General features: G+C 68.5%; 18 protein-coding genes and 2 tRNA genes. 3 read left to right on the forward strand and 17 right to left on the reverse strand.

What is annotated here, in order from left to right:
- Positions 1–670: 670 nt before the first annotated feature.
- The 10 genes from BZY54_RS18375 to BZY54_RS18425 all read right to left on the reverse strand — a co-directional run bounded on the left by BZY54_RS18375 (position 671) and on the right by BZY54_RS18425 (position 14,298).
- Positions 671–4,570 carry a DNA-directed RNA polymerase subunit beta' gene (locus BZY54_RS18375; RefSeq protein WP_086726278.1) on the reverse strand — a complete coding sequence of 1,300 codons (3,900 nt, stop codon included), beginning with the start codon at positions 4,568–4,570 and terminating at the stop codon, positions 671–673.
- 99 nt (positions 4,571–4,669) lie between these two features.
- Complete coding sequence (gene rpoB, locus BZY54_RS18380) at positions 4,670–8,155, reverse strand: DNA-directed RNA polymerase subunit beta (RefSeq protein ID WP_086726279.1); 3,486 nt, start codon at positions 8,153–8,155, stop codon at positions 4,670–4,672.
- Positions 8,156–8,786: 631 nt separating this feature from the next.
- Entirely contained in the window at positions 8,787–9,176 is a 390-nt protein-coding gene (gene rplL, locus BZY54_RS18390; RefSeq protein ID WP_086726280.1) for a 50S ribosomal protein L7/L12, read from the reverse strand.
- Positions 9,177–9,293: 117 nt separating this feature from the next.
- Positions 9,294–9,824 carry a 50S ribosomal protein L10 gene (gene rplJ / locus BZY54_RS18395; protein WP_086726281.1) on the reverse strand — a complete coding sequence of 177 codons (531 nt, stop codon included), beginning with the start codon at positions 9,822–9,824 and terminating at the stop codon, positions 9,294–9,296.
- Positions 9,825–10,283: 459 nt separating this feature from the next.
- Positions 10,284–11,231, reverse strand: coding sequence for an SCO4651 family lipoprotein (locus BZY54_RS18400; RefSeq protein WP_086726282.1), 948 nt, complete (start codon positions 11,229–11,231; stop codon positions 10,284–10,286).
- 152 nt (positions 11,232–11,383) lie between these two features.
- Positions 11,384–12,109, reverse strand: a complete 726-nt coding sequence (gene rplA, locus BZY54_RS18405; protein WP_086726283.1) for a 50S ribosomal protein L1 — start codon at positions 12,107–12,109, stop codon at positions 11,384–11,386.
- A 111-nt stretch (positions 12,110–12,220) separates the two neighbouring features.
- Positions 12,221–12,655, reverse strand: a complete 435-nt coding sequence (gene rplK, locus BZY54_RS18410) for a 50S ribosomal protein L11 (protein WP_019756559.1) — start codon at positions 12,653–12,655, stop codon at positions 12,221–12,223.
- Between the two features lie 251 nt (positions 12,656–12,906).
- On the reverse strand, positions 12,907–13,749 hold the full coding sequence (nusG, locus tag BZY54_RS18415; protein WP_086726284.1) for a transcription termination/antitermination protein NusG: 843 nt from the start codon (positions 13,747–13,749) through the stop codon (positions 12,907–12,909).
- Positions 13,750–13,830: 81 nt separating this feature from the next.
- Complete coding sequence (secE, locus tag BZY54_RS18420; RefSeq protein WP_086726285.1) at positions 13,831–14,118, reverse strand: preprotein translocase subunit SecE; 288 nt, start codon at positions 14,116–14,118, stop codon at positions 13,831–13,833.
- A 107-nt stretch (positions 14,119–14,225) separates the two neighbouring features.
- Positions 14,226–14,298: transfer RNA gene (locus BZY54_RS18425), tRNA-Trp, on the reverse strand.
- 418 nt (positions 14,299–14,716) lie between these two features.
- Here BZY54_RS18425 and BZY54_RS18430 point away from each other — a divergent pair.
- Complete coding sequence (locus BZY54_RS18430; RefSeq protein WP_086726286.1) at positions 14,717–15,943, forward strand: pyridoxal phosphate-dependent aminotransferase; 1,227 nt, start codon at positions 14,717–14,719, stop codon at positions 15,941–15,943.
- Positions 15,944–16,083: 140 nt separating this feature from the next.
- Complete coding sequence (locus tag BZY54_RS18435; RefSeq protein WP_086726287.1) at positions 16,084–17,124, forward strand: adenosine deaminase; 1,041 nt, start codon at positions 16,084–16,086, stop codon at positions 17,122–17,124.
- Here the strand turns inward: BZY54_RS18435 and BZY54_RS18440 are convergent.
- Positions 17,105–17,794, reverse strand: a complete 690-nt coding sequence (locus BZY54_RS18440; protein ID WP_086726288.1) for a hypothetical protein — start codon at positions 17,792–17,794, stop codon at positions 17,105–17,107. The two genes, BZY54_RS18435 and BZY54_RS18440, sit on opposite strands and share 20 nt — an antisense overlap.
- Positions 17,795–17,848: 54 nt before the next feature.
- The gene (locus BZY54_RS18445) at positions 17,849–18,553 is read right to left on the reverse strand and encodes a TetR/AcrR family transcriptional regulator (protein ID WP_279634690.1); all 705 of its coding nucleotides are present in this window, start codon (positions 18,551–18,553) and stop codon (positions 17,849–17,851) included.
- A gap of 115 nt (positions 18,554–18,668) precedes the next feature.
- On the opposite strand from BZY54_RS18445, the gene BZY54_RS18450 reads away from it, so the two are divergent.
- Complete coding sequence (locus BZY54_RS18450; RefSeq protein WP_086726290.1) at positions 18,669–19,301, forward strand: NAD(P)-dependent oxidoreductase; 633 nt, start codon at positions 18,669–18,671, stop codon at positions 19,299–19,301.
- Between the two features lie 367 nt (positions 19,302–19,668).
- Here BZY54_RS18450 and BZY54_RS18455 read toward each other — a convergent pair whose 3' ends face one another.
- The 5 genes from BZY54_RS18455 to BZY54_RS18475 all read right to left on the reverse strand — a co-directional run bounded on the left by BZY54_RS18455 (position 19,669) and on the right by BZY54_RS18475 (position 22,228).
- Positions 19,669–20,724, reverse strand: coding sequence for a UDP-N-acetylmuramate dehydrogenase (locus BZY54_RS18455; RefSeq protein ID WP_086726291.1), 1,056 nt, complete (start codon positions 20,722–20,724; stop codon positions 19,669–19,671).
- 66 nt (positions 20,725–20,790) lie between these two features.
- Positions 20,791–21,219 carry a MaoC family dehydratase gene (locus BZY54_RS18460; RefSeq protein WP_086726292.1) on the reverse strand — a complete coding sequence of 143 codons (429 nt, stop codon included), beginning with the start codon at positions 21,217–21,219 and terminating at the stop codon, positions 20,791–20,793.
- 7 nt (positions 21,220–21,226) lie between these two features.
- Positions 21,227–21,679 carry a MaoC family dehydratase N-terminal domain-containing protein gene (locus tag BZY54_RS18465; protein ID WP_086726293.1) on the reverse strand — a complete coding sequence of 151 codons (453 nt, stop codon included), beginning with the start codon at positions 21,677–21,679 and terminating at the stop codon, positions 21,227–21,229.
- Between the two features lie 224 nt (positions 21,680–21,903).
- Positions 21,904–22,068, reverse strand: a complete 165-nt coding sequence (gene rpmG, locus BZY54_RS18470; RefSeq protein WP_003948671.1) for a 50S ribosomal protein L33 — start codon at positions 22,066–22,068, stop codon at positions 21,904–21,906.
- A gap of 87 nt (positions 22,069–22,155) precedes the next feature.
- Positions 22,156–22,228, reverse strand: a tRNA-Met gene (locus BZY54_RS18475).
- Between the last annotated feature and the right edge of the window lie 113 nt (positions 22,229–22,341).

The raw sequence follows: 22,341 nt of genomic DNA on the forward strand, positions 1-22,341 counted from the left end.
CTGGTCAGAGCCGTGGGCTTCGTCAGAGGCACTGGTCAGCGAAGGGGTTGATCACTAGATCGGCCACTGATCACAACTGCTTGCACTTGACTCACCCATTGAGACTCTATCGACTGCAGAAACGGTCCCGGAGCCACCTCAAGGGAGTGAGCTCTCCGAAAAGAGAAATTACCTTTGCAGAGATCTACACGCTTCGGCATTCAATTGAGTGCTACAGCCAGTTACTCACCAGTCTGCCCTTCGAATAGAACCACACAACACGTCCCCGGAAGGGCCGAGGAGATCTGTAATCATTTCTCTGACCAGCCCGTCAATCCAGGCGCTTTCACAGCCGAATTTCCCGATCGCGGGGCGTCAACATCTCGTCAAAGGAGGAGTCCCGACCGCTGTCGGCCCGTGCGTGCCGCTGCCGGCGGTCGTCCGCGCCGCCGGCGTCCCAGAGACGCTCCTCCGGGCCGCCGGAGCCCTGGCCGTCGCCGCGGGCGTGACTCACGGGTGATGGCCGTACCGGGCGTCCCAGCCCTGCTCCCAGCCTGGCTGCGCACGGACGCCGCTCCCAACACGGACGCCGACCTGCTGTCCCGACCCACGGCCTGGGAGCTCACCGCACGCCGAAACGCCGAAGGGCGGCCACCCCATCGGGTGACCGCCCTTCGGTCATGCTGCTCGCTTACTGGTTGTACGGACCGTAGTCGTAGTCCTCCAGCGGAACGGCCTGGCCGGAGCCGGTGCCGAACGGCGAGTAGTCGATGTCGTCGTAGCCGACGGCCGAGTACATCGCGGCCTTGGCCTCCTCGGTCGGCTCGACCCGGATGTTGCGGTAGCGGGACAGGCCCGTACCGGCCGGGATGAGCTTACCGATGATGACGTTCTCCTTGAGGCCGATCAGGGAGTCGGACTTGGCGTTGATCGCCGCGTCCGTGAGGACCCTGGTCGTCTCCTGGAAGGACGCCGCCGACAGCCACGACTCGGTCGCCAGCGAGGCCTTGGTGATACCCATGAGCTGCGGACGACCGGAGGCCGGGTGACCGCCCTCCTGGACCACACGACGGTTCTCGTGCTCGAACTTCGAGCGCTCGACCAGCTCGCCGGGCAGCAGCTCGGCGTCGCCGGACTCGATGATCGTCACGCGGCGGAGCATCTGCCGGATGATGATCTCGATGTGCTTGTCGTGGATCGACACACCCTGCGAGTTGTACACCTTCTGGACCTCGCCGACCAGGTGGACCTGGACGGCACGCTGACCCAGGATGCGCAGCACGTCGTGCGGGTTGGTGGCACCCACGGTGAGCTTCTGGCCCACCTCGACGTGGTCGCCTTCGCCGACCAGCAGACGGGCACGCTTCGAGATCGGGTAGGACGTCTCGTCGCTGCCGTCGTCCGGGGTGATGACGATCTTCTTGGTCTTCTCGGTCTCCTCGATGCGGACGCGACCGGCCGCCTCGGAGATCGGGGCGACACCCTTCGGGGTACGGGCCTCGAAGAGCTCGACGACACGCGGCAGACCCTGGGTGATGTCGTCACCGGCCACACCACCGGTGTGGAAGGTACGCATCGTCAGCTGGGTACCGGGCTCACCGATGGACTGGGCGGCGATGATGCCGACCGCCTCACCGATGTCGACCAGCTTGCCGGTGGCGAGCGAACGGCCGTAGCACATCGCGCAGGTACCGACCGCGGACTCACAGGTCAGGACCGAACGGGTCTTGACCTCCTCGACACCGCGGGCGACCAGTTCCTCGATGAGCACGTCGCCCAGGTCGGTGCCGGCCGGGGCCAGCACCTGGCCGTCGACGACGATGTCCTCGGCGAGGCAGCGCGCGTACACGGACGTCTCGACGTTCTCCGCCTTGCGCAGCACGCCGTCCGCGCCCCGCTCCGCGATGTGCAGCTTGAGGCCGCGGTCGGTGCCGCAGTCCTCCTCGCGGATGATGACGTCCTGCGAGACGTCCACCAGACGACGGGTGAGGTAACCCGAGTCGGCGGTACGCAGAGCGGTGTCCGCCAGACCCTTACGGGCACCGTGCGTGGAGATGAAGTACTCCAGCACGGACAGACCCTCACGGAACGACGCCTTGATCGGACGCGGGATGGTCTCGTTCTTCGCGTTCGACACCAGACCACGCATACCGGCGATCTGACGCATCTGCATCATGTTGCCTCGTGCACCCGAGTTCACCATCATGAAGATCGGGTTGGTCTTCGGGAAGTTGTCGTTCATCGCCTCGGCGACCTCGTTGGTCGCCTTGGTCCAGATCGCGATGAGCTCCTGCGTGCGCTCGTCCTTGGTGATCAGACCGCGCTCGTACTGCTTCTGGACCTTCTCGTCCTGCGCCTCGTAGCCGCGGACGATCTCCTTCTTCGCCTCGGGAACGACGACGTCGGAGATGGCGACGGTGACACCGGAACGGGTCGCCCAGAAGAAGCCGGCCGCCTTCAGGTTGTCGAGCGTCGCCGCCACGATGACCTTCGGGTAGCGCTCGGCGAGGTCGTTGACGATCTCGGAGAGCTGCTTCTTGCCGACCTCGTAGTCGACGAACGGGTAGTCCTCGGGCAGCAGCTCGTTGAAGAGCGCACGGCCCAGGGTCGTCCTCAGGCGGAAGGAGTCACCCTGCTGCCACTCCGGCTCGCCCTCCTCGCGGGCCGGCGGGGTCCAGCCGCGCGGCGGGATGGTGCCCACCGGGAAGCGGATGTCGACCTTCGACTGCAGGGACAGCTCGCCGGCGTCGAACGCCATGATCGCCTCGGCGACCGACGCGAACGAACGGCCCTCGCCCTTGACGTCCCGCATCTCGCCGTCGGTGGTGAGGAAGAACAGACCGAGGACCATGTCCTGGGTCGGCATCGTCACCGGACGGCCGTCGGCGGGCTTGAGGATGTTGTTCGAGGACAGCATCAGGATGCGGGCCTCGGCCTGCGCCTCCGCGGACAGCGGCAGGTGCACGGCCATCTGGTCACCGTCGAAGTCCGCGTTGAACGCGGTGCACACGAGCGGGTGGATCTGGATGGCCTTGCCCTCGACCAGCTGCGGCTCGAAGGCCTGGATGCCGAGGCGGTGCAGCGTGGGCGCACGGTTCAGCAGAACCGGGTGCTCCGCGATGACCTCTTCCAGCACGTCGTACACGACCGTACGGCCGCGCTCGACCATCCGCTTGGCGCTCTTGATGTTCTGCGCGTGGTTCAGGTCCACCAGGCGCTTCATCACGAACGGCTTGAAGAGCTCCAGCGCCATCGCCTTGGGCAGACCGCACTGGTGCAGCTTCAGCTGCGGACCGACGACGATCACGGAACGCGCCGAGTAGTCGACACGCTTGCCGAGCAGGTTCTGACGGAATCGACCCTGCTTGCCCTTCAGCATGTCGCTGAGGGACTTCAGCGGGCGGTTGCCGGGACCGGTCACCGGCCGGCCGCGACGACCGTTGTCGAAGAGGGCGTCAACAGCCTCCTGAAGCATGCGCTTCTCGTTGTTGACGATGATCTCCGGGGCACCGAGGTCCAGGAGCCTCTTCAGACGGTTGTTGCGGTTGATGACACGGCGGTACAGGTCGTTCAGGTCGGAGGTCGCGAAGCGGCCACCGTCCAGCTGCACCATCGGACGCAGGTCCGGCGGGATGACCGGGACGCAGTCCAGGACCATGCCCTTGGGGCTGTTGGAGGTCTGCAGGAACGCGGAGACGACCTTCAGCCGCTTCAGGGCGCGGGTCTTCTTCTGGCCCTTGCCGGTGCGGATGATCTCGCGGAGCTTCTCCGCCTCCTCCTCCAGGTCGAAGGACTCCAGGCGCTTCTGCAGCGCCGCGGCACCCATCGAACCGTCGAAGTACGTGCCGAAGCGGTCACGCAGCTCGCGGTAGAGCAGCTCGTCGCCCTCGAGGTCCTGGACCTTGAGGTTCTTGAACCGGGTCCACACCTCGTCGAGGCGGTCGATCTCGCGCTGCGCACGGTCGCGCAGCTGCTTCATCTCGCGCTCGGCACCCTCGCGCACCTTGCGGCGCACGTCGGCCTTGGCGCCCTCGGCCTCCAGCTCGGCCAGGTCGGACTCGAGCTTCTTGGCGCGGGCCTCCAGGTCGGCGTCGCGGCGCTGCTCGATCTGCTGGCGCTCGACGGAGACGTGGGCCTCCAGCGAGGGCAGGTCGCGGGTGCGGCGCTCCTCGTCGACGTACGTGATCATGTACGCCGCGAAGTAGATGACCTTCTCCAGGTCCTTCGGAGCCAGGTCGAGCAGGTAACCCAGGCGCGACGGGACGCCCTTGAAGTACCAGATGTGCGTGACGGGCGCGGCCAGCTCGATGTGGCCCATCCGCTCACGGCGCACCTTGGCGCGGGTGACCTCAACACCACAGCGCTCACAGATGATGCCCTTGAAGCGGACGCGCTTGTACTTGCCGCAGTAGCACTCCCAGTCCCGGGTGGGGCCGAAGATCTTCTCGCAGAAGAGGCCGTCCTTCTCGGGCTTGAGGGTGCGGTAGTTGATGGTCTCGGGCTTCTTGACCTCGCCGTGGCTCCACTGACGGATGTCGTCAGCGGTGGCCAGGCCGATCCGGAGCTCGTCGAAGAAGTTGACGTCGAGCACTATGCGTCAATCCCTCTCAGGGTCGTAAGTCTGTGGTCTGAAACGGGGGCCTGGGGGTCGGCGGGGCCCTTGTGGGTCAGGGCCCCGGCCGGACTCCCGTCAGACCTCTTCGACGCTGCTCGGCTCGCGCCGGGACAGGTCGATACCGAGCTCCTCCGCAGCGCGGAAGACGTCCTCGTCGGTGTCGCGCATCTCGATGGACATACCGTCGCTGGACAGCACCTCCACGTTCAGGCAGAGCGACTGCATCTCCTTGATGAGCACCTTGAAGGACTCGGGGATGCCGGGCTCGGGGATGTTCTCGCCCTTGACGATCGCCTCGTAGACCTTCACGCGGCCGGTGACGTCGTCGGACTTGATGGTCAGCAGCTCCTGGAGGGCGTAGGCGGCGCCGTACGCCTCGAGTGCCCACACCTCCATCTCACCGAACCGCTGGCCACCGAACTGGGCCTTACCACCCAGCGGCTGCTGGGTGATCATCGAGTACGGACCGGTCGAGCGGGCGTGCAGCTTGTCGTCGACCAGGTGGTGCAGCTTCAGGATGTACATGTAGCCGACCGAGATCGGGTCCGGGAACGGCTCACCGGAGCGGCCGTCGAACAGCCGGGCCTTGCCGGACGGGAGGACCATGCGGTCGCCGTCGCGGTTCGGCAGCGTGTTCTCCAGCAGACCGGCCAGCTCGTCCTCGCGGGCACCGTCGAAGACCGGGGTCGCCACGTTGGTCCGCGGGTCGACCTGGTCCGCGCCGATCACCTGCAGGCGCTGCGCCCACTCGTCCGCCAGGCCGGAGACGTCCCAGCCCTGGCTGGCGAGCCAGCCGAGGTGGATCTCCAGGACCTGTCCCGGGTTCATTCGGGACGGGACACCCAGCGGGTTGAGGATGATGTCGACCGGGGTGCCGTCCTCCAGGAACGGCATGTCCTCGATCGGCAGGATCTTGGAGATGACACCCTTGTTGCCGTGGCGGCCGGCGAGCTTGTCACCGTCGGTGATCTTGCGCTTCTGCGCCACGTAGACGCGAACCAGCTGGTTCACGCCCGGCGGCAGCTCGTCGCCCTCCTCGCGGTCGAAGACGCGCACACCGATGACCTTGCCGGTCTCGCCGTGCGGCACCTTCAGCGAGGTGTCACGGACCTCACGGGCCTTCTCACCGAAGATCGCGCGCAGCAGGCGCTCCTCCGGCGTCAGCTCGGTCTCACCCTTCGGGGTGACCTTGCCGACCAGGATGTCACCGGCGATGACCTCGGCGCCGATGCGGATGATGCCTCGCTCGTCGAGGTCGGCGAGGACCTCCTCGGAGACGTTCGGGATGTCCCGGGTGATCTCCTCGGGGCCGAGCTTGGTGTCACGGGCGTCGACCTCGTGCTCCTCGATGTGGATCGAGGAGAGGACGTCGTCCTGCACGAGGCGCTGCGACAGGATGATCGCGTCCTCGTAGTTGTGACCCTCCCACGGCATGAACGCGACCAGCAGGTTCTTGCCGAGCGCCATCTCGCCGTTCTGGGTGGCCGGGCCGTCGGCGAGGACCTGGCCCTCGATGACGCGGTCGCCCTCGTTGACGATGACCTTCTGGTTGACCGAGGTGCCCTGGTTGGAGCGGGCGAACTTGGCCAGGCGGTACGTGATGTACGTGCCGTCGTCGTTGGCCGTGGTGATGTAGTCCGCGGAGACCTCCTGGACCACACCCGCCTTCTCGGCCTTGACCACGTCGCCGGCGTCGACGGCGGAGCGGTACTCCATGCCGGTGCCGACGAGCGGGGACTCGGACTTAATGAGCGGCACGGCCTGACGCATCATGTTCGCGCCCATGAGGGCACGGTTGGCGTCGTCGTGCTCGAGGAAGGGGATCATGGCGGTCGCGACCGACACCATCTGGCGCGGCGAGACGTCCATGTAGTCGACGTCCTCGGGGCTGACGTAGTCGACCTCGCCGCCACGGCGGCGGACCAGGACACGCGCCTCGGCGAACCGGAGTTCGTCGTTCAGCGTGGCGTTGGCCTGCGCGATGACGAAGCGGTCCTCCTCGTCGGCGGTCAGGTAGTCGACCTCGTCGGTGACCTGGCCGTTGTCGACCTTGCGGTACGGGGTCTCGACGAAACCGAACGCGTTGACCCGGCCGTAGGAGGCGAGCGAGCCGATCAGACCGATGTTCGGGCCTTCCGGCGTCTCGATCGGGCACATACGGCCGTAGTGCGACGGGTGCACGTCACGGACCTCGAAGCCGGCCCGCTCACGGGAGAGACCACCCGGCCCCAGCGCGGACAGACGCCGCTTGTGCGTCAGCCCGGAGAGCGGGTTGTTCTGGTCCATGAACTGGGACAGCTGGCTGGTGCCGAAGAACTCCTTGATGGAGGCGACGACCGGCCGGATGTTGATCAGGGTCTGCGGCGTGATCGCCTCGACGTCCTGCGTGGTCATCCGCTCGCGGACGACGCGCTCCATACGGGCCAGACCCGTGCGGACCTGGTTCTGGATGAGCTCGCCGACGCTGCGCAGACGACGGTTGCCGAAGTGGTCGATGTCGTCGGTCTCGACGACGATCGTCTCGCCGCTGTCACCGACCGTCTCGGTCTCGCCGGCGTGCAGCTTCACCAGGTACTTGATCGTCGAGATGACGTCCTCGACGGTCAGGATGCCCGCGTCCAGCGGAGCGTCCGCACCCAGCTTCTTGTTGACCTTGTAGCGGCCGACCTTGGCGAGGTCGTAGCGCTTGGGGTTGAAGTAGAGGTTCTCCAGCAGCGTCTGCGCGGCCTCACGCGTGGGGGGCTCGCCCGGGCGCAGCTTGCGGTAGATGTCGAGCAGCGCGTCGTCCTGGCCCTGGGTGTGGTCCTTCTCCAGGGTGGCGCGCATCGACTCGTACTCGCCGAACTCCTCGAGGATCTGCTCGTTGGTCCAGCCGAGCGCCTTGAGCAGGACGGTGACCGACTGCTTGCGCTTGCGGTCGATGCGGACACCGACCATGTCGCGCTTGTCGATCTCCATCTCCAGCCAGGCACCCCGGGACGGGATGATCTTGGCGGAGAAGATGTCCTTGTCGGAGGTCTTGTCGATGGAGGAGTCGAAGTAGACACCGGGGGAACGGACCAGCTGCGACACCACGACACGCTCGGTGCCGTTGATGACGAAGGTGCCCTTGTTCGTCATGAGCGGGAAGTCGCCCATGAAGACGGTCTGGGACTTGATCTCGCCGGTCTCGTTGTTGGTGAACTCGGCCGTGACGAAGAGCGGGGCGGCGTACGTGAAGTCGCGCTCCTTGCACTCGTCGATCGAGTTCTTCGGGGGCTCGAAGCGGTGGTCGCGGAAAGTCAGCGACATCGACCCGGAGAAGTCCTCGATCGGGGAGATCTCCTCGAAGATCTCCTCGAGACCGGACTTGGTGGGGACGTCCTGACCGGACTCCAGAGCCGCCTCGACGCGAGCCTTCCACGCGTCGTTGCCGAGCAGCCAGTCGAAGCTCTCGGTTTGCAGCGCGAGAAGGTTCGGAACCTCGAGGGGCTCCTTGATCTTTGCAAAGGAGATGCGCAGCGGGGCGGTGCTGGCGCCGTTGTTCGTATTCGCGGTCGAGGCATTGCGCGAGGCGGCCAAGAGGGGGTCCTTCCGAGGGCTCGGACTCACTACGCGCGTACCGGCCCCTCTCCCATGCACCGGGACAGACAGTGCCTTATATGGCCAAAGAGCCAGGTCAGGCATGGTCCGGTCGTCGTTGCTCGGGTGAGGGCATGCCCCTGGTGACGGGCAGGGGACAGCTAACAGGCAGCGCAAAGGGTCAGTGTAGCCACTTGGCCCACTGATGTCCAGTGCCGGTTCTTCGAGACCCTCGTTGTCGTCACCGCCTGCGGCATGCCGCCCTCAACGCACGTTGATACTGCCCTCTTCGCCGTCGATCCATGCCTCGGATTCGGATCCTTGTGACGACGCGTCCTGAGAATTGCGCGCTGCGTGCAGTTCGTCAAGGCCCCCCATGCCCCAACCGGGTGCTGCCATCGTCACTTGCAGCCTGCGTCCGGGGGCCTCTCGAGGCACGGCGAAGATCACCATACCCCTCCCGGTCGCCCGTGCAAGGCCGCCACAGCCACCCCCCGGGAACGCCGAAGAGCGACCACCCGGATGGATGATCGCTCTTCGGTGCGTTCGCGTTACAGGCCTGCGGAAGCGGTCCTAGACACTTTCCGCGGTGCTGTCGGCGCGCGTGAGTCCGCAGCGGACCCGTGAGGTCTTACTTGACCTCGACGGAGGCGCCGGCGCCCTCGAGGGCCTCCTTGGCCTTGTCCGCGGCCTCCTTGTTGACCTTCTCCAGGACGGGCTTCGGGGCACCGTCGACCAGGTCCTTGGCCTCCTTCAGGCCCAGGGAGGTCAGCTCGCGCACGACCTTGATGACCTGGATCTTCTTGTCGCCGGCGCCGGAGAGGATGACGTCGAACTCGTCCTTCTCCTCGACGGCCTCGGCGGCAGCGCCACCGGCGGCACCGCCGGCCACCACGACCGGGGCGGCGGCAGCAGCGGTGACGTCGAACTTCTCCTCGAAGGCCTTCACGAACTCGGAGAGCTCGATGAGGGTCATCTCCTCGAACTGCGCGAGCAGGTCTTCCTGGCTGAGCTTCGCCATGATGGGCGATCCTTCCACTAATTCGGCTGGTGCCGGATGTACATGAATGGCGGGCGTACGTCGGCCCGCTGTGACCCCCGCCGCCGTCCGGCGGCGTGAGTCAGAAAGCGAGCCGAGTTACTCGGCACCGCCCTGCTCGGCCTGCTTGGCGCGCAGCGCGTCCACGGTGCGGACGAGCTTCGACGGCAGCGCCTGGAAGAGCGAGGCAGCCTGGGACTGCTTGCCCTTCATGGCACCGGCCAGCTTGCTGAGCAGAACCTCGCGGGACTCGAGGTCCGCAAGCTTCTTGATCTCGTCGGCGGAGAGGGCCTTGCCCTCCAGGACACCGCCCTTGATAACGAGATTCGGGTTGTCCTTGGCGAAGTCACGGAGACCCTTCGCCGACTCCACCGGGTCACCGGTGACGAAGGCGACGGCCGTCGGACCAGCGAAGAGCTGGTCGTCCAGCGTGATCCCGGCCTCGTTGGCCGCAATCTTGGTCAGCGTGTTCTTCACCACGGCGTACTGGGCGTTCTCACCGAGCGACCGGCGCAGCGTCTTGAGCTGCGCCACGGTGAGACCGCGGTACTCGGTCAGCACGGCGGCGTTGGAGCTGCGGAACTTGTCCGTCAGCTCCGCAACCGCGGCAGCCTTGTCGGGCCTCGCCATAGAGCCTCGGCCTCCTTCCGGGTGATTCGGACCGCGCGGACCCGAAGGAGGACTGGGGAAAACGAAACGCCCCGGCGCAGGCGCTCGGGGCGGACTCGACCGGCCGGACGCACGACGCGGCGTGCGCACTCCGGGAGTTCTTCCACTGTCACCTGCGCGGGTCGCCCGCATTTTCAGCGGATCCTTCGGCCACCGCACCCTCTCGCGAGCGCACGGCAACGACCAGCGGTCTTTGGCTTCGGTAGGAGATTACGGGACGGGGCCCCGGCAGAGCAAATCCGCCCGTTCGGCCCGTGACGGGCCGAACGGGCGGAGAGCCGAACGGGCGCGGCCGAACGGGCGGAGAGCCGAACGGGCGCGGCCGAACGGGCGGAGAGCCGAACGGGCGCGGCCGAACGGGCGGAGAGCCTCACCGGCACGGCCGAACGGGCGCAGCCGGAAGGACAGGCTGAAGGCGGGTCAGGAGCTCACGCCCGAGCCGCCCGACGCAGTGCCGGTTCCGGTGCCGCCCTGCGCGGGCGCCTGCGCCTTCATCAGGTTCTTGAAGTCCACCGTGTCGCCGGCCGGGGGTGCCTCGGCGGAGACCTTCACGCCGTAGTCCCTGTAGGTCGCTGTGCTGATCACGGTGCCGTTGGCCGTGTCGCCCTTCTCGGCCTTCTTGACCAGCAGGTTCTGGTCGTTGATCCAGAGGTCGACGGTCTCGGTGGTGATGCCCGCCTGGCTGAGCTGCTTCTTCAGGTCGGCGAGCTGGCTCGCGGAGAGGTTCTTGCTGCTCTTGTCGGCGAAGTCGGCGACGTCGACCGTGCCGTGGTAGTGCGTGGTGTGCTCGCCGCCGACCTGCTCCTCGCCGACCTTCTTCACGTCACCGGAGGCCAGCAGCAGCTTCACGGACTGGTTCGGCGTGGTGTTCTGCAGCTGGTCCTTCAGGTACGCGCCGGAGCTGCCGCCGAGCTGGGCGATGTCCTCGTAGCCGTACCTCACCCAGTGCTTGCCGCCGCCCGCCTGCTGGGCGAACTTCTCGCTCATCTTGGCGTAGTAGGCGTCGGGCAGGTAGCGGGCCTGGATCGAGGGGCTCCCGGCCGCGCGCATCGCGTCGGCCATCTTGCCACCGGTGTAGGTGAGCGTCAGCGAGCCGGTCAGGCCGTCGCCCCAGGCGAGGCTGCCGGCACCCTTCAAGGTCATGACGTCGCCCATGCTGGTCGTGCTCTCGACCTTGGCGGAGTCGGCCTTCGCGGTGGAGTCAGCGGCGGTGCGCAGGGCCGCTATGGGGCTCACGTGCGTCACGCCCTGGCCGGCGGCCTTGTCGCCCTTGCCGCCGGAGGAACCGGAGCCGCAGGCGGCCACCCCCGTCAGCGCGGCCACCACCGCGATGGAGAGCGTCGTCCGGCGCACGGTCCTGTTCTTCATTCGTCCCACCCCTAAGTGATTACGGTGCCCTGCACGCTAGCGCAGGCCACTGACAGCCGTACGAAGAGCCGTACAGAAGTCCCACAGGAATGGGACGAGCCCCGCACCGGAACGGTTGCGGGGCTCGTCGCCGACTGAGGCGAGCCGTGGGCTCAGACCGCGGCCGGGTCCTCCTCGACGAGGAGGTTGCGGGTGCGGTTCGGGTCGACCTGGATGCCGGGGCCCATCGTGGTGCTGATGGCGGCCTTCTTGATGTAGCGACCCTTGGCGGCGGACGGCTTCAGACGGAGGATCTCCTCCAGCGCGGCGCCGTAGTTCTCCACCAGCTTGGCGTCGTCGAACGACGTCTTGCCGATGATGAAGTGCAGGTTCGAGTGCTTGTCGACGCGGAACTCGATCTTGCCGCCCTTGATGTCGGTGACGGCCTTGGCCACGTCGGGGGTGACGGTGCCGGTCTTCGGGTTCGGCATCAGACCACGCGGGCCGAGGACGCGGCCGAGGCGGCCGACCTTGCCCATGAGGTCCGGGGTGGCGACGACGGCGTCGAAGTCCAGACGGCCCTTCGACACCTCGTCGATCAGCTCGTCGGCGCCGACGATGTCGGCGCCCGCGGCACGCGCGGCCTCGGCACGGTCGCCGGTCGCGAAGACCAGGACCCGGGCGGTCTTTCCGGTGCCGTGCGGAAGGTTCACGGTGCCACGGACCATCTGGTCGGCCTTGCGCGGGTCGACACCCAGACGGAAGGCGACCTCGACGGTGCCGTCGAACTTGGTCGTGGAGGTCTCCTTGGCGAGACGGACGGCCTCGAGCGGGGCGTACTGCTTCTCCCGGTCGACCTTGGCGTCCGCAGCGCGGAGAGCCTTGCTGCGCTTGCTCACAACTGCTCCTGTGGGTTCTGAAAGGAGTCGTGGTACGGGCCGAGCAGGCCCTGCCACGTGCGGCGCTGCGATCAGGCGATCACGGCCGCATGCGTACTACGGGGTCGGGGTTCAGCCCTCGACGGTGACGCCCATGGAACGGGCGGTGCCGGCGATGATCTTCGCGGCGGCGTCCAGGTCGTTGGCGTTGAGGTCGGGCAGCTTGGTCTGGGCGATCTCGCGGACCTGCGCCTCGGTGATCTTGGCGACCTTGGTCTTGTGCGGCTCGCCGGAGCCCTTCTCGACGCCCGCGGCCTTGAGGATCATCTTGGCGGCCGGCGGAGTCTTGGTGATGAAGGTGAAGGAACGGTCCTCGTAGACCGTGATCTCCACCGGGATGACCCAACCGCGCTGCGACTCGGTCGCGGCGTTGTAGGCCTTGCAGAACTCCATGATGTTGACGCCGTGCTGACCCAGCGCCGGACCGACCGGCGGGGCCGGGTTGGCGGCGCCGGCCTGGATCTGGAGCTTGATGAGCCCCGTGACCTTCTTCTTCTTGGGAGGCATGCTCTCTCCGGGTCCTTACTGAGAGGTTGAGTACCACCTGCGGCTTCGATCAGCGCCATTCGGATGCATGATCCCGCAGATGGCATACCGCACAACGATAGCTGCTGTCTCCGCCGGACGTGAAATCCCCAGCTCAACGTCACACTCGGCGCTCGCTTCGCGCAGCTCCGGGCGCACGGCCGGACGTACGACGAAAGGGCCCCCGGCCGGCGCAGACAGCCGGTCGGGGGCCCGTTCGGAGAATCGTGGAGCTAGTTCTTCTGGATCTGGTCGAAGGAGAGCTCGACCGGCGTCTCGCGGCCGAAGATCTCGACCAGGCCCTTGACCTTCTTCGAGTCGGCGTTGATCTCGTTGATGGTCGCCTGGAGCGTGGCGAACGGGCCGTCGGTGACGGTGACCGAGTCGCCGACCTCGAAGTCCAGCACCTGGACCTCGACCTTGCGCTGCGGAGCGGGCTTGCCCTCGGCCTCGGCGGCCTCGCGGGCGGCCTTCTCCTCCGCCTCCGGGGCGAGCATCTTCACGATCTCGTCCAGGGACAGCGGGTAGGGGTCGTAGGCGTTGCCCACGAAGCCGGTGACGCCCGGCGTGTTGCGGACGACGCCCCAGGACTCGTTCGTCAGGTCCATGCGGACGAGCACGTAACCGGGCAGCTTGTTCTGCCGGACGGTCTTGCGCTCGCCGTTCTTGATCTGGACGATCTCTTCCTCGGGCACCTCGGCCTGGTAGATGAAGTCCTCGACGTTCAGCGAGACGGCACGCTGCTCCAGGTTGGCCTTCACGCGCTTCTCGTAGCCGGCGTAGGTGTGGATCACGTACCACTCGCCGGGCAGCGTGCGCAGTTCCTCGCGGAGCTTGGTGACCGGGTCGAGCTCGGGCTCGGGCTCCTGAACGCCGGCCTCCTCCTCGGCCGCCTCGGCACCCTCACCCTCGGCGACCTCGTCCTCGACGTGGACAGCGGCCTCCTCGGCCGGCTCCCCCGCGGCGGCCTCGGCAGCCTCGACCTCGTCGACCTCATCCGTACCCTCGACGATGTCGAGCTCGTCATCCACGGACTCGGTCGGCTCGATGGCGTCGTTCAGGTTCGGGTCAGACACGGTGGCTGCTTCTTCCTGGATACATAGGGGTGGAACATGCGAAAACGGGCGCCGGTAACCACGGCGCCCTTCGCTCTTGGCTCAGCCGAAGACGTACTTGGCCGCGTGGTTGAGCCCATAGTCAATCACGGTCACCAGGGCGATCATGATGACGACGAAGACAATCACCACGGTGGTGTACGTCGTCAGCTGGTTACGTGTGGGCCAGACGACCTTGCGGAGCTCCGCGATGACCTGGCGGTAGAAGAGCGCAAGACGCTTCAGCGGGCCCTTCTTGGCGCGCTTGCCACCCTTCCGGGTCTTCTTCTTGGACTCCGCCACCTCGTCCTGGGCATCAGGCGTGTCGATGGAGCCCACGGCGTCCGTCATTCGTCCTCACCTGATTCCGGGTCGTGGCCGTGCCGCGCCCGGTCGAGCCGCACGGCGGTGCATTGCTGTACGTACATGCGCACACATCCTGGCGAAGGTGTGTGTAGCAGGGCCGGAGGGACTTGAACCCCCAACCGCTGGTTTTGGAGACCAGTGCTCTACCAATTGAGCTACGACCCTTTGTGTGTCCCCCAACGTACCGCATCCGAGCGTATGCCCGGTGTCCATGGGCACCGGGTGCGGCGGCGGCTGCTGAAGGCCAACGAGGTGAGAGTGTACGTGGTCCGGAGCCGGTCGTCGAACAGAAAGTGTTCTTCGGTACCCGTCGAAAGGAAGTCCGAGGGAGGTCGAAGGGCGATGGGACGGCGATCGGAGGGCGGCCGGAGGGCGGTCCGGAGGGGATTCGCGGGGCTGTCGCGGCAAGCAGGGCCGGGTTCGCGGGGCTGTCGCGGGCCGGCCGGGGACTCGCCTCGTCCAGGACCGGATCCGGACGGCTGTTCGGAGGTCGGACCGGACGGTTGTTCAGGTGTTAGACCCCTGCTGTTCAGTCCGTGAAACCCGCGTGCCCGTGGAGTTCGGGGTCTGGAACGATGGCGGTATGAGCGCTGCAACCCCTCCCACCGAGCGCCGGGTCTCCGCCCGAATCGGCGCGATCTCCGAGTCCGCCACCCTCGCCGTGGACGCCAAGGCCAAGGCCCTCAAGGCCGCCGGGCGTCCGGTGATCGGCTTCGGCGCCGGTGAGCCCGACTTCCCGACCCCGGACTACATCGTCGAAGCCGCTGTCGAGGCCTGCAAGAACCCGAAGTACCACCGGTACACCCCGGCCGGCGGCCTGCCCGAGCTGAAGGCCGCGATCGCCGCCAAGACGCTGCGCGACTCCGGCTGGCAGCCGGACGTGTCGCAGATCCTGGTCACCAACGGCGGCAAGCAGGCCATCTACGAGGCCTTCGCCGCGATCCTCGACCCGGGCGACGAGGTCATCGTGCCGGCGCCGTACTGGACGACGTACCCGGAGTCGATCCGCCTGGCCGGCGGCGTCCCGGTCGAGGTCGTCGCCGACGAGACCACCGGCTACCGCGTCACGGTCGAGCAGCTGGAGGCCGCCCGCACCGAGAAGACCAAGGTCGTCCTCTTCGTCTCCCCCTCCAACCCGACCGGCGCGGTGTACTCCGAGGCCGAGACCGAGGCGATCGGCCGTTGGGCCCTCGAGCACGGCCTGTGGGTGCTCACCGACGAGATCTACGAGCACCTGGTCTACGGCGACGCCGTGTCCGTGTCCCTGCCCGCGCTGCTGCCCGAGCTGCGCGACAAGTGCATCGTCGTCAACGGCGTGGCGAAGACGTACGCCATGACCGGCTGGCGGGTGGGCTGGATCATCGGCCCGAAGGACGTCGTCAAGGCCGCGACCAACCTGCAGTCGCACGCCACCTCCAACGTGTCGAACGTCGCCCAGGTGGCCGCCCTCGCCGCCGTTTCCGGCGACCTGGAGGCCGTCGCGAAGATGCGCGAGGCCTTCGACCGGCGCCGCAAGACCATCGTGCGGATGCTCAACGAGATCGAGGGCGTGCTGTGCCCGGAGCCGGAGGGCGCGTTCTACGCCTACCCGTCGGTGAAGGCGCTGATCGGCAAGGAGATCCGCGGCAAGCGCCCGCAGGACACGGTCGAGCTGGCCGCCCTCATCCTGGAGGAGGCCGAGGTCGCCGTCGTCCCGGGCGAGGCCTTCGGCACGCCGGGCTACCTGCGCCTGTCCTACGCCCTCGGTGACGAGGACCTGGTGGAGGGCGTGAGCCGGATCCAGAAGCTCCTGGCGGAGGCTCGGGACTGAGCAGGTCCGGGGTCGTCCCGTCCGGCGCCGGTCAGCCTGCCCACGTCAGCAGGCTGACCGGCGCCGTTCGTGTGTACGGGCAAGACCACGAACGGGGAAACGGCTACCGGGACCGGGGGGACTTGCGGCAGGATCCTGGGATGGAGCACGTACGTGATGTCTCTGAGCTTCCGAAAGCCCATCTGCACCTGCACTTCACCGGGTCGATGCGGCCCACCACCCTGCTGGAACTGGCCGACAAGTACGGCGTACGGCTGCCCGAGGCCCTGACCGAGGCCCTCACCAGCGGGGAGCCGCCGAAGCTGCGGGCGACGGACGAGCGGGGCTGGTTCCGCTTCCAGCGGCTGTACGACGCGGCGCGTTCCTGTCTGCGGGAACCGGAGGACATCCGGCGGCTGGTGCGGGAGGCCGCCCAGGAGGACATCCGGGACGGCTCGGGGTGGCTGGAGATCCAGGTCGACCCGACCTCGTACGCCCCGCGCCTGGGCGGGCTGATCCCGGCCCTGGAGATCATCCTGGACGCGGTGGACACGGCGTCCCGGGAGACGGGCCTGGGCATGCGGGTCCTGGTGGCGGCGAACCGCATGAAGCACCCCCTGGAGGCCCGTACGCTGGCCCGCCTGGCCGTGCGCTACCGGGACCGCGGCGTGGTGGGCTTCGGTCTCTCCAACGACGAACGCCGGGGCTTGGCGCGGGACTTCGACCGGGCCTTCGCGATCGCACGCGACGGCGGCCTGTTCGCGGCGCCGCACGGCGGCGAGCTGACGGGCCCGGCCTCGGTCCGCGACTGCCTGGACGACCTGCACGCCCACCGCGTGGGCCACGGAGTGCGCGCGGCGGAGGACCCCCGTCTGCTGCGCCGCCTCGCCGACCGGGGCGTGACCTGCGAGGTGTGCCCGGCGTCCAACGTGGCCCTCGGCGTGTACGAGAAGCCGGAGGACGTCCCCCTGCGGACCCTCTACGACGCGGGGGTCGCGATGGCCCTCGGCGCCGACGACCCCCTGCTCTTCGGCTCGCGGCTGGCGGCCCAGTACGACATCGCCCGCCGCCACCACGCCTTCACGGACGCCGAACTGGCCGAACTGGCCCGCCAGTCGATCCGTGCCTCGGCCGCCCCGGAGGACGTACGCACGAAGCTGCTGTCGGGGGTGGACGACTGGCTCAGCGCCCCGGCCGCCTGAAGTGGGCGTAGGGCGGAAAGGGCTTGAAGCAGATCAGGATCGCGGGGCTGCGGTGGCGTTCCGGGCCCGGGCCCACCCGTAGGCCGGGCACATCCGTCATGTACACCGCGTACCCCTTGACCACGTGCTTCGCCCGCGGCCCCCATCCGGCCGCGTACGCGAAGGCCATGGCCGCCTCGGCGAAGACGTCCCGGCTGCCGATCAGGAAGTGCGTGCGCGCGTGGGTGAGGTGCCGCAGGTCGTCCCGGTCGGCGGCGCGGCCGCCGAAGCGGTCCCGCCGCTCGCGCCAGGTCGCGGCGTCGCGGGCCGTACGGGCCTCGTCGGTGCGGACGGTCAGGGGCGTGCCGGGTCCGAGCCTGCGGCGCAGGCGGGGCCACTGGCTGGGGCGCAGGCCGTAGGAGTGGTGGACGAGGACCAGGTCGACCAGCTCGCCGACGCCCTCGTCGGGCGGGACGCCGTCGCGCAGCGGCACATGGACGACGGTGTGCCGGGAGTAGGCGGCGAAGGAGAACAGACCGGCGAGCCGGTTCAGCCCGTCGTGGTCGCCCATCAGCAGGCCGTAGGACTCCGGGTCGCGCAGTGAGGTGTGCCGCAGGGGCCGCAGCGGCTGGACGATCCTGTGCTCGCGCGGGCCGGTACGCGGCCGGAACCGGCGCAGTCTCAGCCGCATGCGTGGCGCCGGGCGGTGCGGTCGGCCGGGGTTGTCATGCTCCCAGCGTCGCGGTCACGGGCGGCCGTCGGCAACGGAGATTCCGGCGAGCAGTGTGCGGGCCAGGCGGGGTGCGAAGTCGTCCAGGGGCGGGCGCTCGCCCGTGGGGGTGGCGTCGTAGGCGAAGGCACGTTGGGCACAGGCGCCGAGGAGCAGGGAGGCGGCGGCGAAGGTGTCGGCGTCGGGACCGATCCGGCCGAGGGCCTGCTCGGCACGGAGGTAGGCGTCCAGTTCCTCGATCGGCAGGTGGGGGCCGGAGCCCATCTGCCGCATCGCCTCGTCGTGCCGGCGCTTGAGCTGGGTCTCGGCGTACAGGGAGGCGGCGATGGGGAAGCTCTGCTCGTAGAAGAGGGCGGCCTGACGGGCGATCTCGGTGAGGTTCTCCTCGGGGGTGCGGCGGCCCGGCTCCGCGGCGAGGCTGCGCAGGAGCGGGGTCAGGCGGGGCAGCCGCTCCCGCAGGACCTGGATGAACAGCTCCTCCTTGCTCGGGAAGTACTTGTAGAGCGCCGCCTCGGAGCAGCCGGCCGCCTTGGCGATCTCCTTGGTGGTGGCGCGGGCGAGCCCGACGGTGAGCATCAGCTCGTGGGCGGCGTCGAGGACGCGGACGCGGGCCGGTTTCGCGGGCGGCTGCTTGGCGGGGGCCGGGTTCGCGGAGGCCGGTTGCGCGGGGGGCTGCCGCGCGGCGGTCGGTTCGTGCTGCATGGGCTCCAAGGATTCCATGGCGGCTCCAACCAGGCTTGACGGGTGAGTGAGTACTTACTCACTCTAGGAGGGAGAAATGGTTAGTGAACACTCACCCACTCCACGGCACTACTCTGCGAGCTCGGGAGCAAGCATGAACCTCACCGTCTTCGGCGCCACGGGCGGCATCGGTCAGGAGATCGTCCGCCAGGCGCTGGCCGCCGGCCATCGGGTGACCGCCGTCGTCCGTGACCCGGCCCGGCTGACCGTGACCGGCGACGGCTTGGAGGTGTTCCGCACCGACCTGCACGATCCGGCGGCCGTGCGGCCCGCCGTGGCGGGCCGGGACGCCGTGCTGTCCGGGCTCGGCGCCCGCAGCCGCAAGGACGCCGGGGTGACGACCCGGCTCACCCGTTCGGTGCTGGGCGCGATGGAGGCGGAGGGGGTGCGGCGCGTGCTCGTGGTCAGCGCGGGACCCGTGGGCCCCGAGCCGGCGGGCGACGGCGCCCTGGACCGAACGGCGCGCAAGGTGGTCTCGGCGATCCTGAAGGACGTCTACGCGGACCTGCGCGAGATGGAGGCCGAACTGGCCCGCAGCACCACGGACTGGACGGTCGTCCGCCCGCCGCGCCTGCAGAACAAGCCGCTCACCGGCGCCTATCGCACGGTCGTCGGCGGCTTCCCGCCGCACGGTCGCTTCATCGCACGCGCGGACGTGGCGCACGCGATGCTGGCGATGGTCGACGACCCGGCGACGGTGAAGCAGGGGGTCGGCGTGGCGTACTAGCCGACCGGTCCCGGACGCCGGAATCCGGGCCGTGATCCGGGCGCCAGGACCTGCCGCCGGGGTCCGGCCGCCAGGCCCCCGACCGACGCGACTCGGCCGACAGGCCTCGGCCTGCCGGAACCCATCCGCCGGAACCCGGGCGCCTCGGGACCCAACTGCCGGGCGCCAGGCTCCGAGCGACGCAACCCGGCCGCCACACCCCTGCTGCCGCAACCCGACCGACAGGCCACCCGAGGCAACCCAACCGACAGACCGCCGAGGCAAGGCCCGCCGACAGGCCACCGAGGCAAGGCCCGGCCGACAGGCCTGACCGCAAGGACTCACAGGCCCGGGCAAGACCTCGAGGGCCGCCCTTCGAGTCCCTCGGTCAGAGGGTCACGCCCACCGTCACCGGCTCGTTGACCAGGGTGATGCCGAACGCCTCGCGGACCCCGGCCACGACCTCGCGGGCCAGTGCCAGCAGGTCCTCGGTGGTCGCCCCGCCGCGGTTGGTGAGGGCGAGGGTGTGCTTGGTGGAGATCCGGGCCGGCCCGGTGCCGTAGCCCTTGGTGAAGCCCGCCTTGTCGATCAGCCAGGCCGCCGAGGTCTTGGTGCGCCCCTCGCCCGCCGGGTACGCGGGCGGCTCGACGCCCTCGCCCAGCCGCTCCCGCACACGAGCGCGAAACGCGGCGAACCCGGTGTCCGTGAGGATCGGGTTGGTGAAGAAGGACCCGGCCGACCAGGTGTCGTGGTCCTCGGGGTCCAGCACCATGCCCTTCCCGGCGCGCAGCTTCAGCACGGTGTCGCGGGCGGCGGCCAGGGGCACCCTGTCGCCCGCCGTCACGCCCAGGGCCCGCGCCGTCTCGGCGTACTTGACGGGCGCCGACAGACCGTCGGCGTCCTCCAGCCGGAAGCGGACACGCAGGACGACGTACCGCTCGGGGTCGGCCTTGAAGCGGCTGTGGCGGTAGGAGAACGCGCACTCCTCGTTGGCCAGGGTCACCGTCTCGCCGGCCGTGCGGTCGTAGGCGACGACCTCGGTGACGGTGGCGGAGACCTCCTGGCCGTACGCTCCGACGTTCTGGATCGGGGTGGCGCCGGCGGAGCCCGGGATGCCGGACAGGCACTCGATGCCGGCGAGCCCGGCCTCGACGGTGCGGGCGACGGCGTCGGTCCACACCTCACCGGCGGCCAGTTCCAGCGTGGTCCCGCGGAGCTCGAAGCCGCGGGTGGCGATGCGCAGGGCGGTGCCGTCGAAGCCCTTGTCGCCGATGACCAGGTTCGAACCGCCGCCGATCACCAGCAGCGGCGTGCCGGCGGCGTCGGCCTCGCGGACGGCGGCGATCACCTCGGCGTCGGTGGTCGCGGTGATCAGCCGGGTCGCGGGGCCGCCCAGCCGGAAGGTGGTCAGTGGGGCCAGGGGCGCGTCGTGGAGTTCCTGCACGCGCCCAAGACTACGAGACCCCGCCGACGGCCCCGCACGCCGACGGCCCGCCGGCGCGGTGATCCCTCAGGCCAGCCGCACGACCGCGCGGGACATCCCGAGGACCTTCTGGCCCTCGCTCGTCGCGGTCAGGTCGACCCGCACGGTGTTGTCGTCGAGCTTGGCCGCGACCTTGCCGACGACCTCGATCAGGGCCCCCTTGTCGTCGTTCGGGACGACGACGGGCTTGGTGAAGCGCACGCCGTACTCCACGACGGCACCGGGGTCGCCCACCCAGTCGGTGACGACGCGGATCGCCTCGGCCATGGTGAACATGCCGTGCGCGATCACGTCCGGCAGCCCGACCTCCTTGGCGAACTTCTCGTTCCAGTGGATCGGGTTGAAGTCCCCGGACGCACCCGCGTACTGCACGAGTGTGGCGCGGGTCACGGGGAAGGTCTGTGCCGGCAGTTCGGTGCCGACCTCGACGTCGTCATAGGCGGTCTTCGCCGTCATCGGTTCCTCACGCCTCCTCGGCCGCGCGGGCCACCAGCTTGGTCCAGGCGGTCACGACGTGCTCGCCCGCCTCGTCGTGCACCTCACCGCGGATGTCCAGGATGTCGTTGCCGGCCAGGGACTTGATCGCCTCGATGGTGGAGGTGACGGTCAGCCGGTCACCGGCCCGCACGGGCCGGGCGTAGGCGAACTTCTGGTCGCCGTGCACCACACGGCTGTAGTCGAGGCCGAGCTGCGGATCCTGTACGACCACTCCGGCGGCCTTGAAGGTGATCGCGAACACGAAGGTCGGCGGGGCGATCACATCGGGGTGGCCGAGCGCCTTGGCGGCCTCCGGGTCCGTGTACGCCGGGTTGGCGTCCCCGACGGCCTCCGCGAACTCACGGATCTTCTCCCGGCCCACCTCGTAGGGGGCGGTGGGCGGGTAGGACCGCCCCACGAAGGACTGGTCGAGCGCCATGGCTCGGCACCTCCTGGTGTCAGCTGTGGTCGTGCGGATGGAGCAGATAAATCGGACGAGACGACCCGATGGATCGGATGGTCCGGGTGGCTCCGCGAATCCGGTGGAGCAGAAGGAGCCGATGGGGCTCATGAAACACGCAGAGATCGCTGGAGCCGGTGAAGCCGAGGAAACAACATGAGGCCGCCCCCTGATACGGGGACGGCCTCATGTATGAGCCTGATTTATCGCGTCTCGCGGTGCGCGGTGTGCGCGTTGCAACGCGGGCAGTGCTTCTTCATCTCAAGACGGTCCGGGTTGTTACGCCGGTTCTTCTTGGTGATGTAGTTCCGCTCCTTGCACTCCACGCAGGCCAGCGTGATCTTCGGGCGGACGTCGGTGGCAGCCACGTGAGTGCTCCTTGACGAACGGGTGGGTATTCAACGCAAGAAAGAGTAGCCGATCGAAGGACCGACCCCGCAATCGGCTACTGTCAGTAGCGGTGACCGGACTTGAACCGGTGACACAGCGATTATGAGCCGCTTGCTCTACCGACTGAGCTACACCGCTGCGATGCGATCGGACCCCGCCTCGCGACGGGAACCTCTCACACCAGAGCCCCAAAACGGAATCGAACCGTTGACCTTCTCCTTACCATGGAGACGCTCTGCCGACTGAGCTAT

The sequence above is a fragment of the Streptomyces carpinensis genome, from assembly GCF_002154505.1.
GTDB classification, from domain to species: Bacteria; Actinomycetota; Actinomycetes; order Streptomycetales; family Streptomycetaceae; genus Streptomyces; species Streptomyces carpinensis.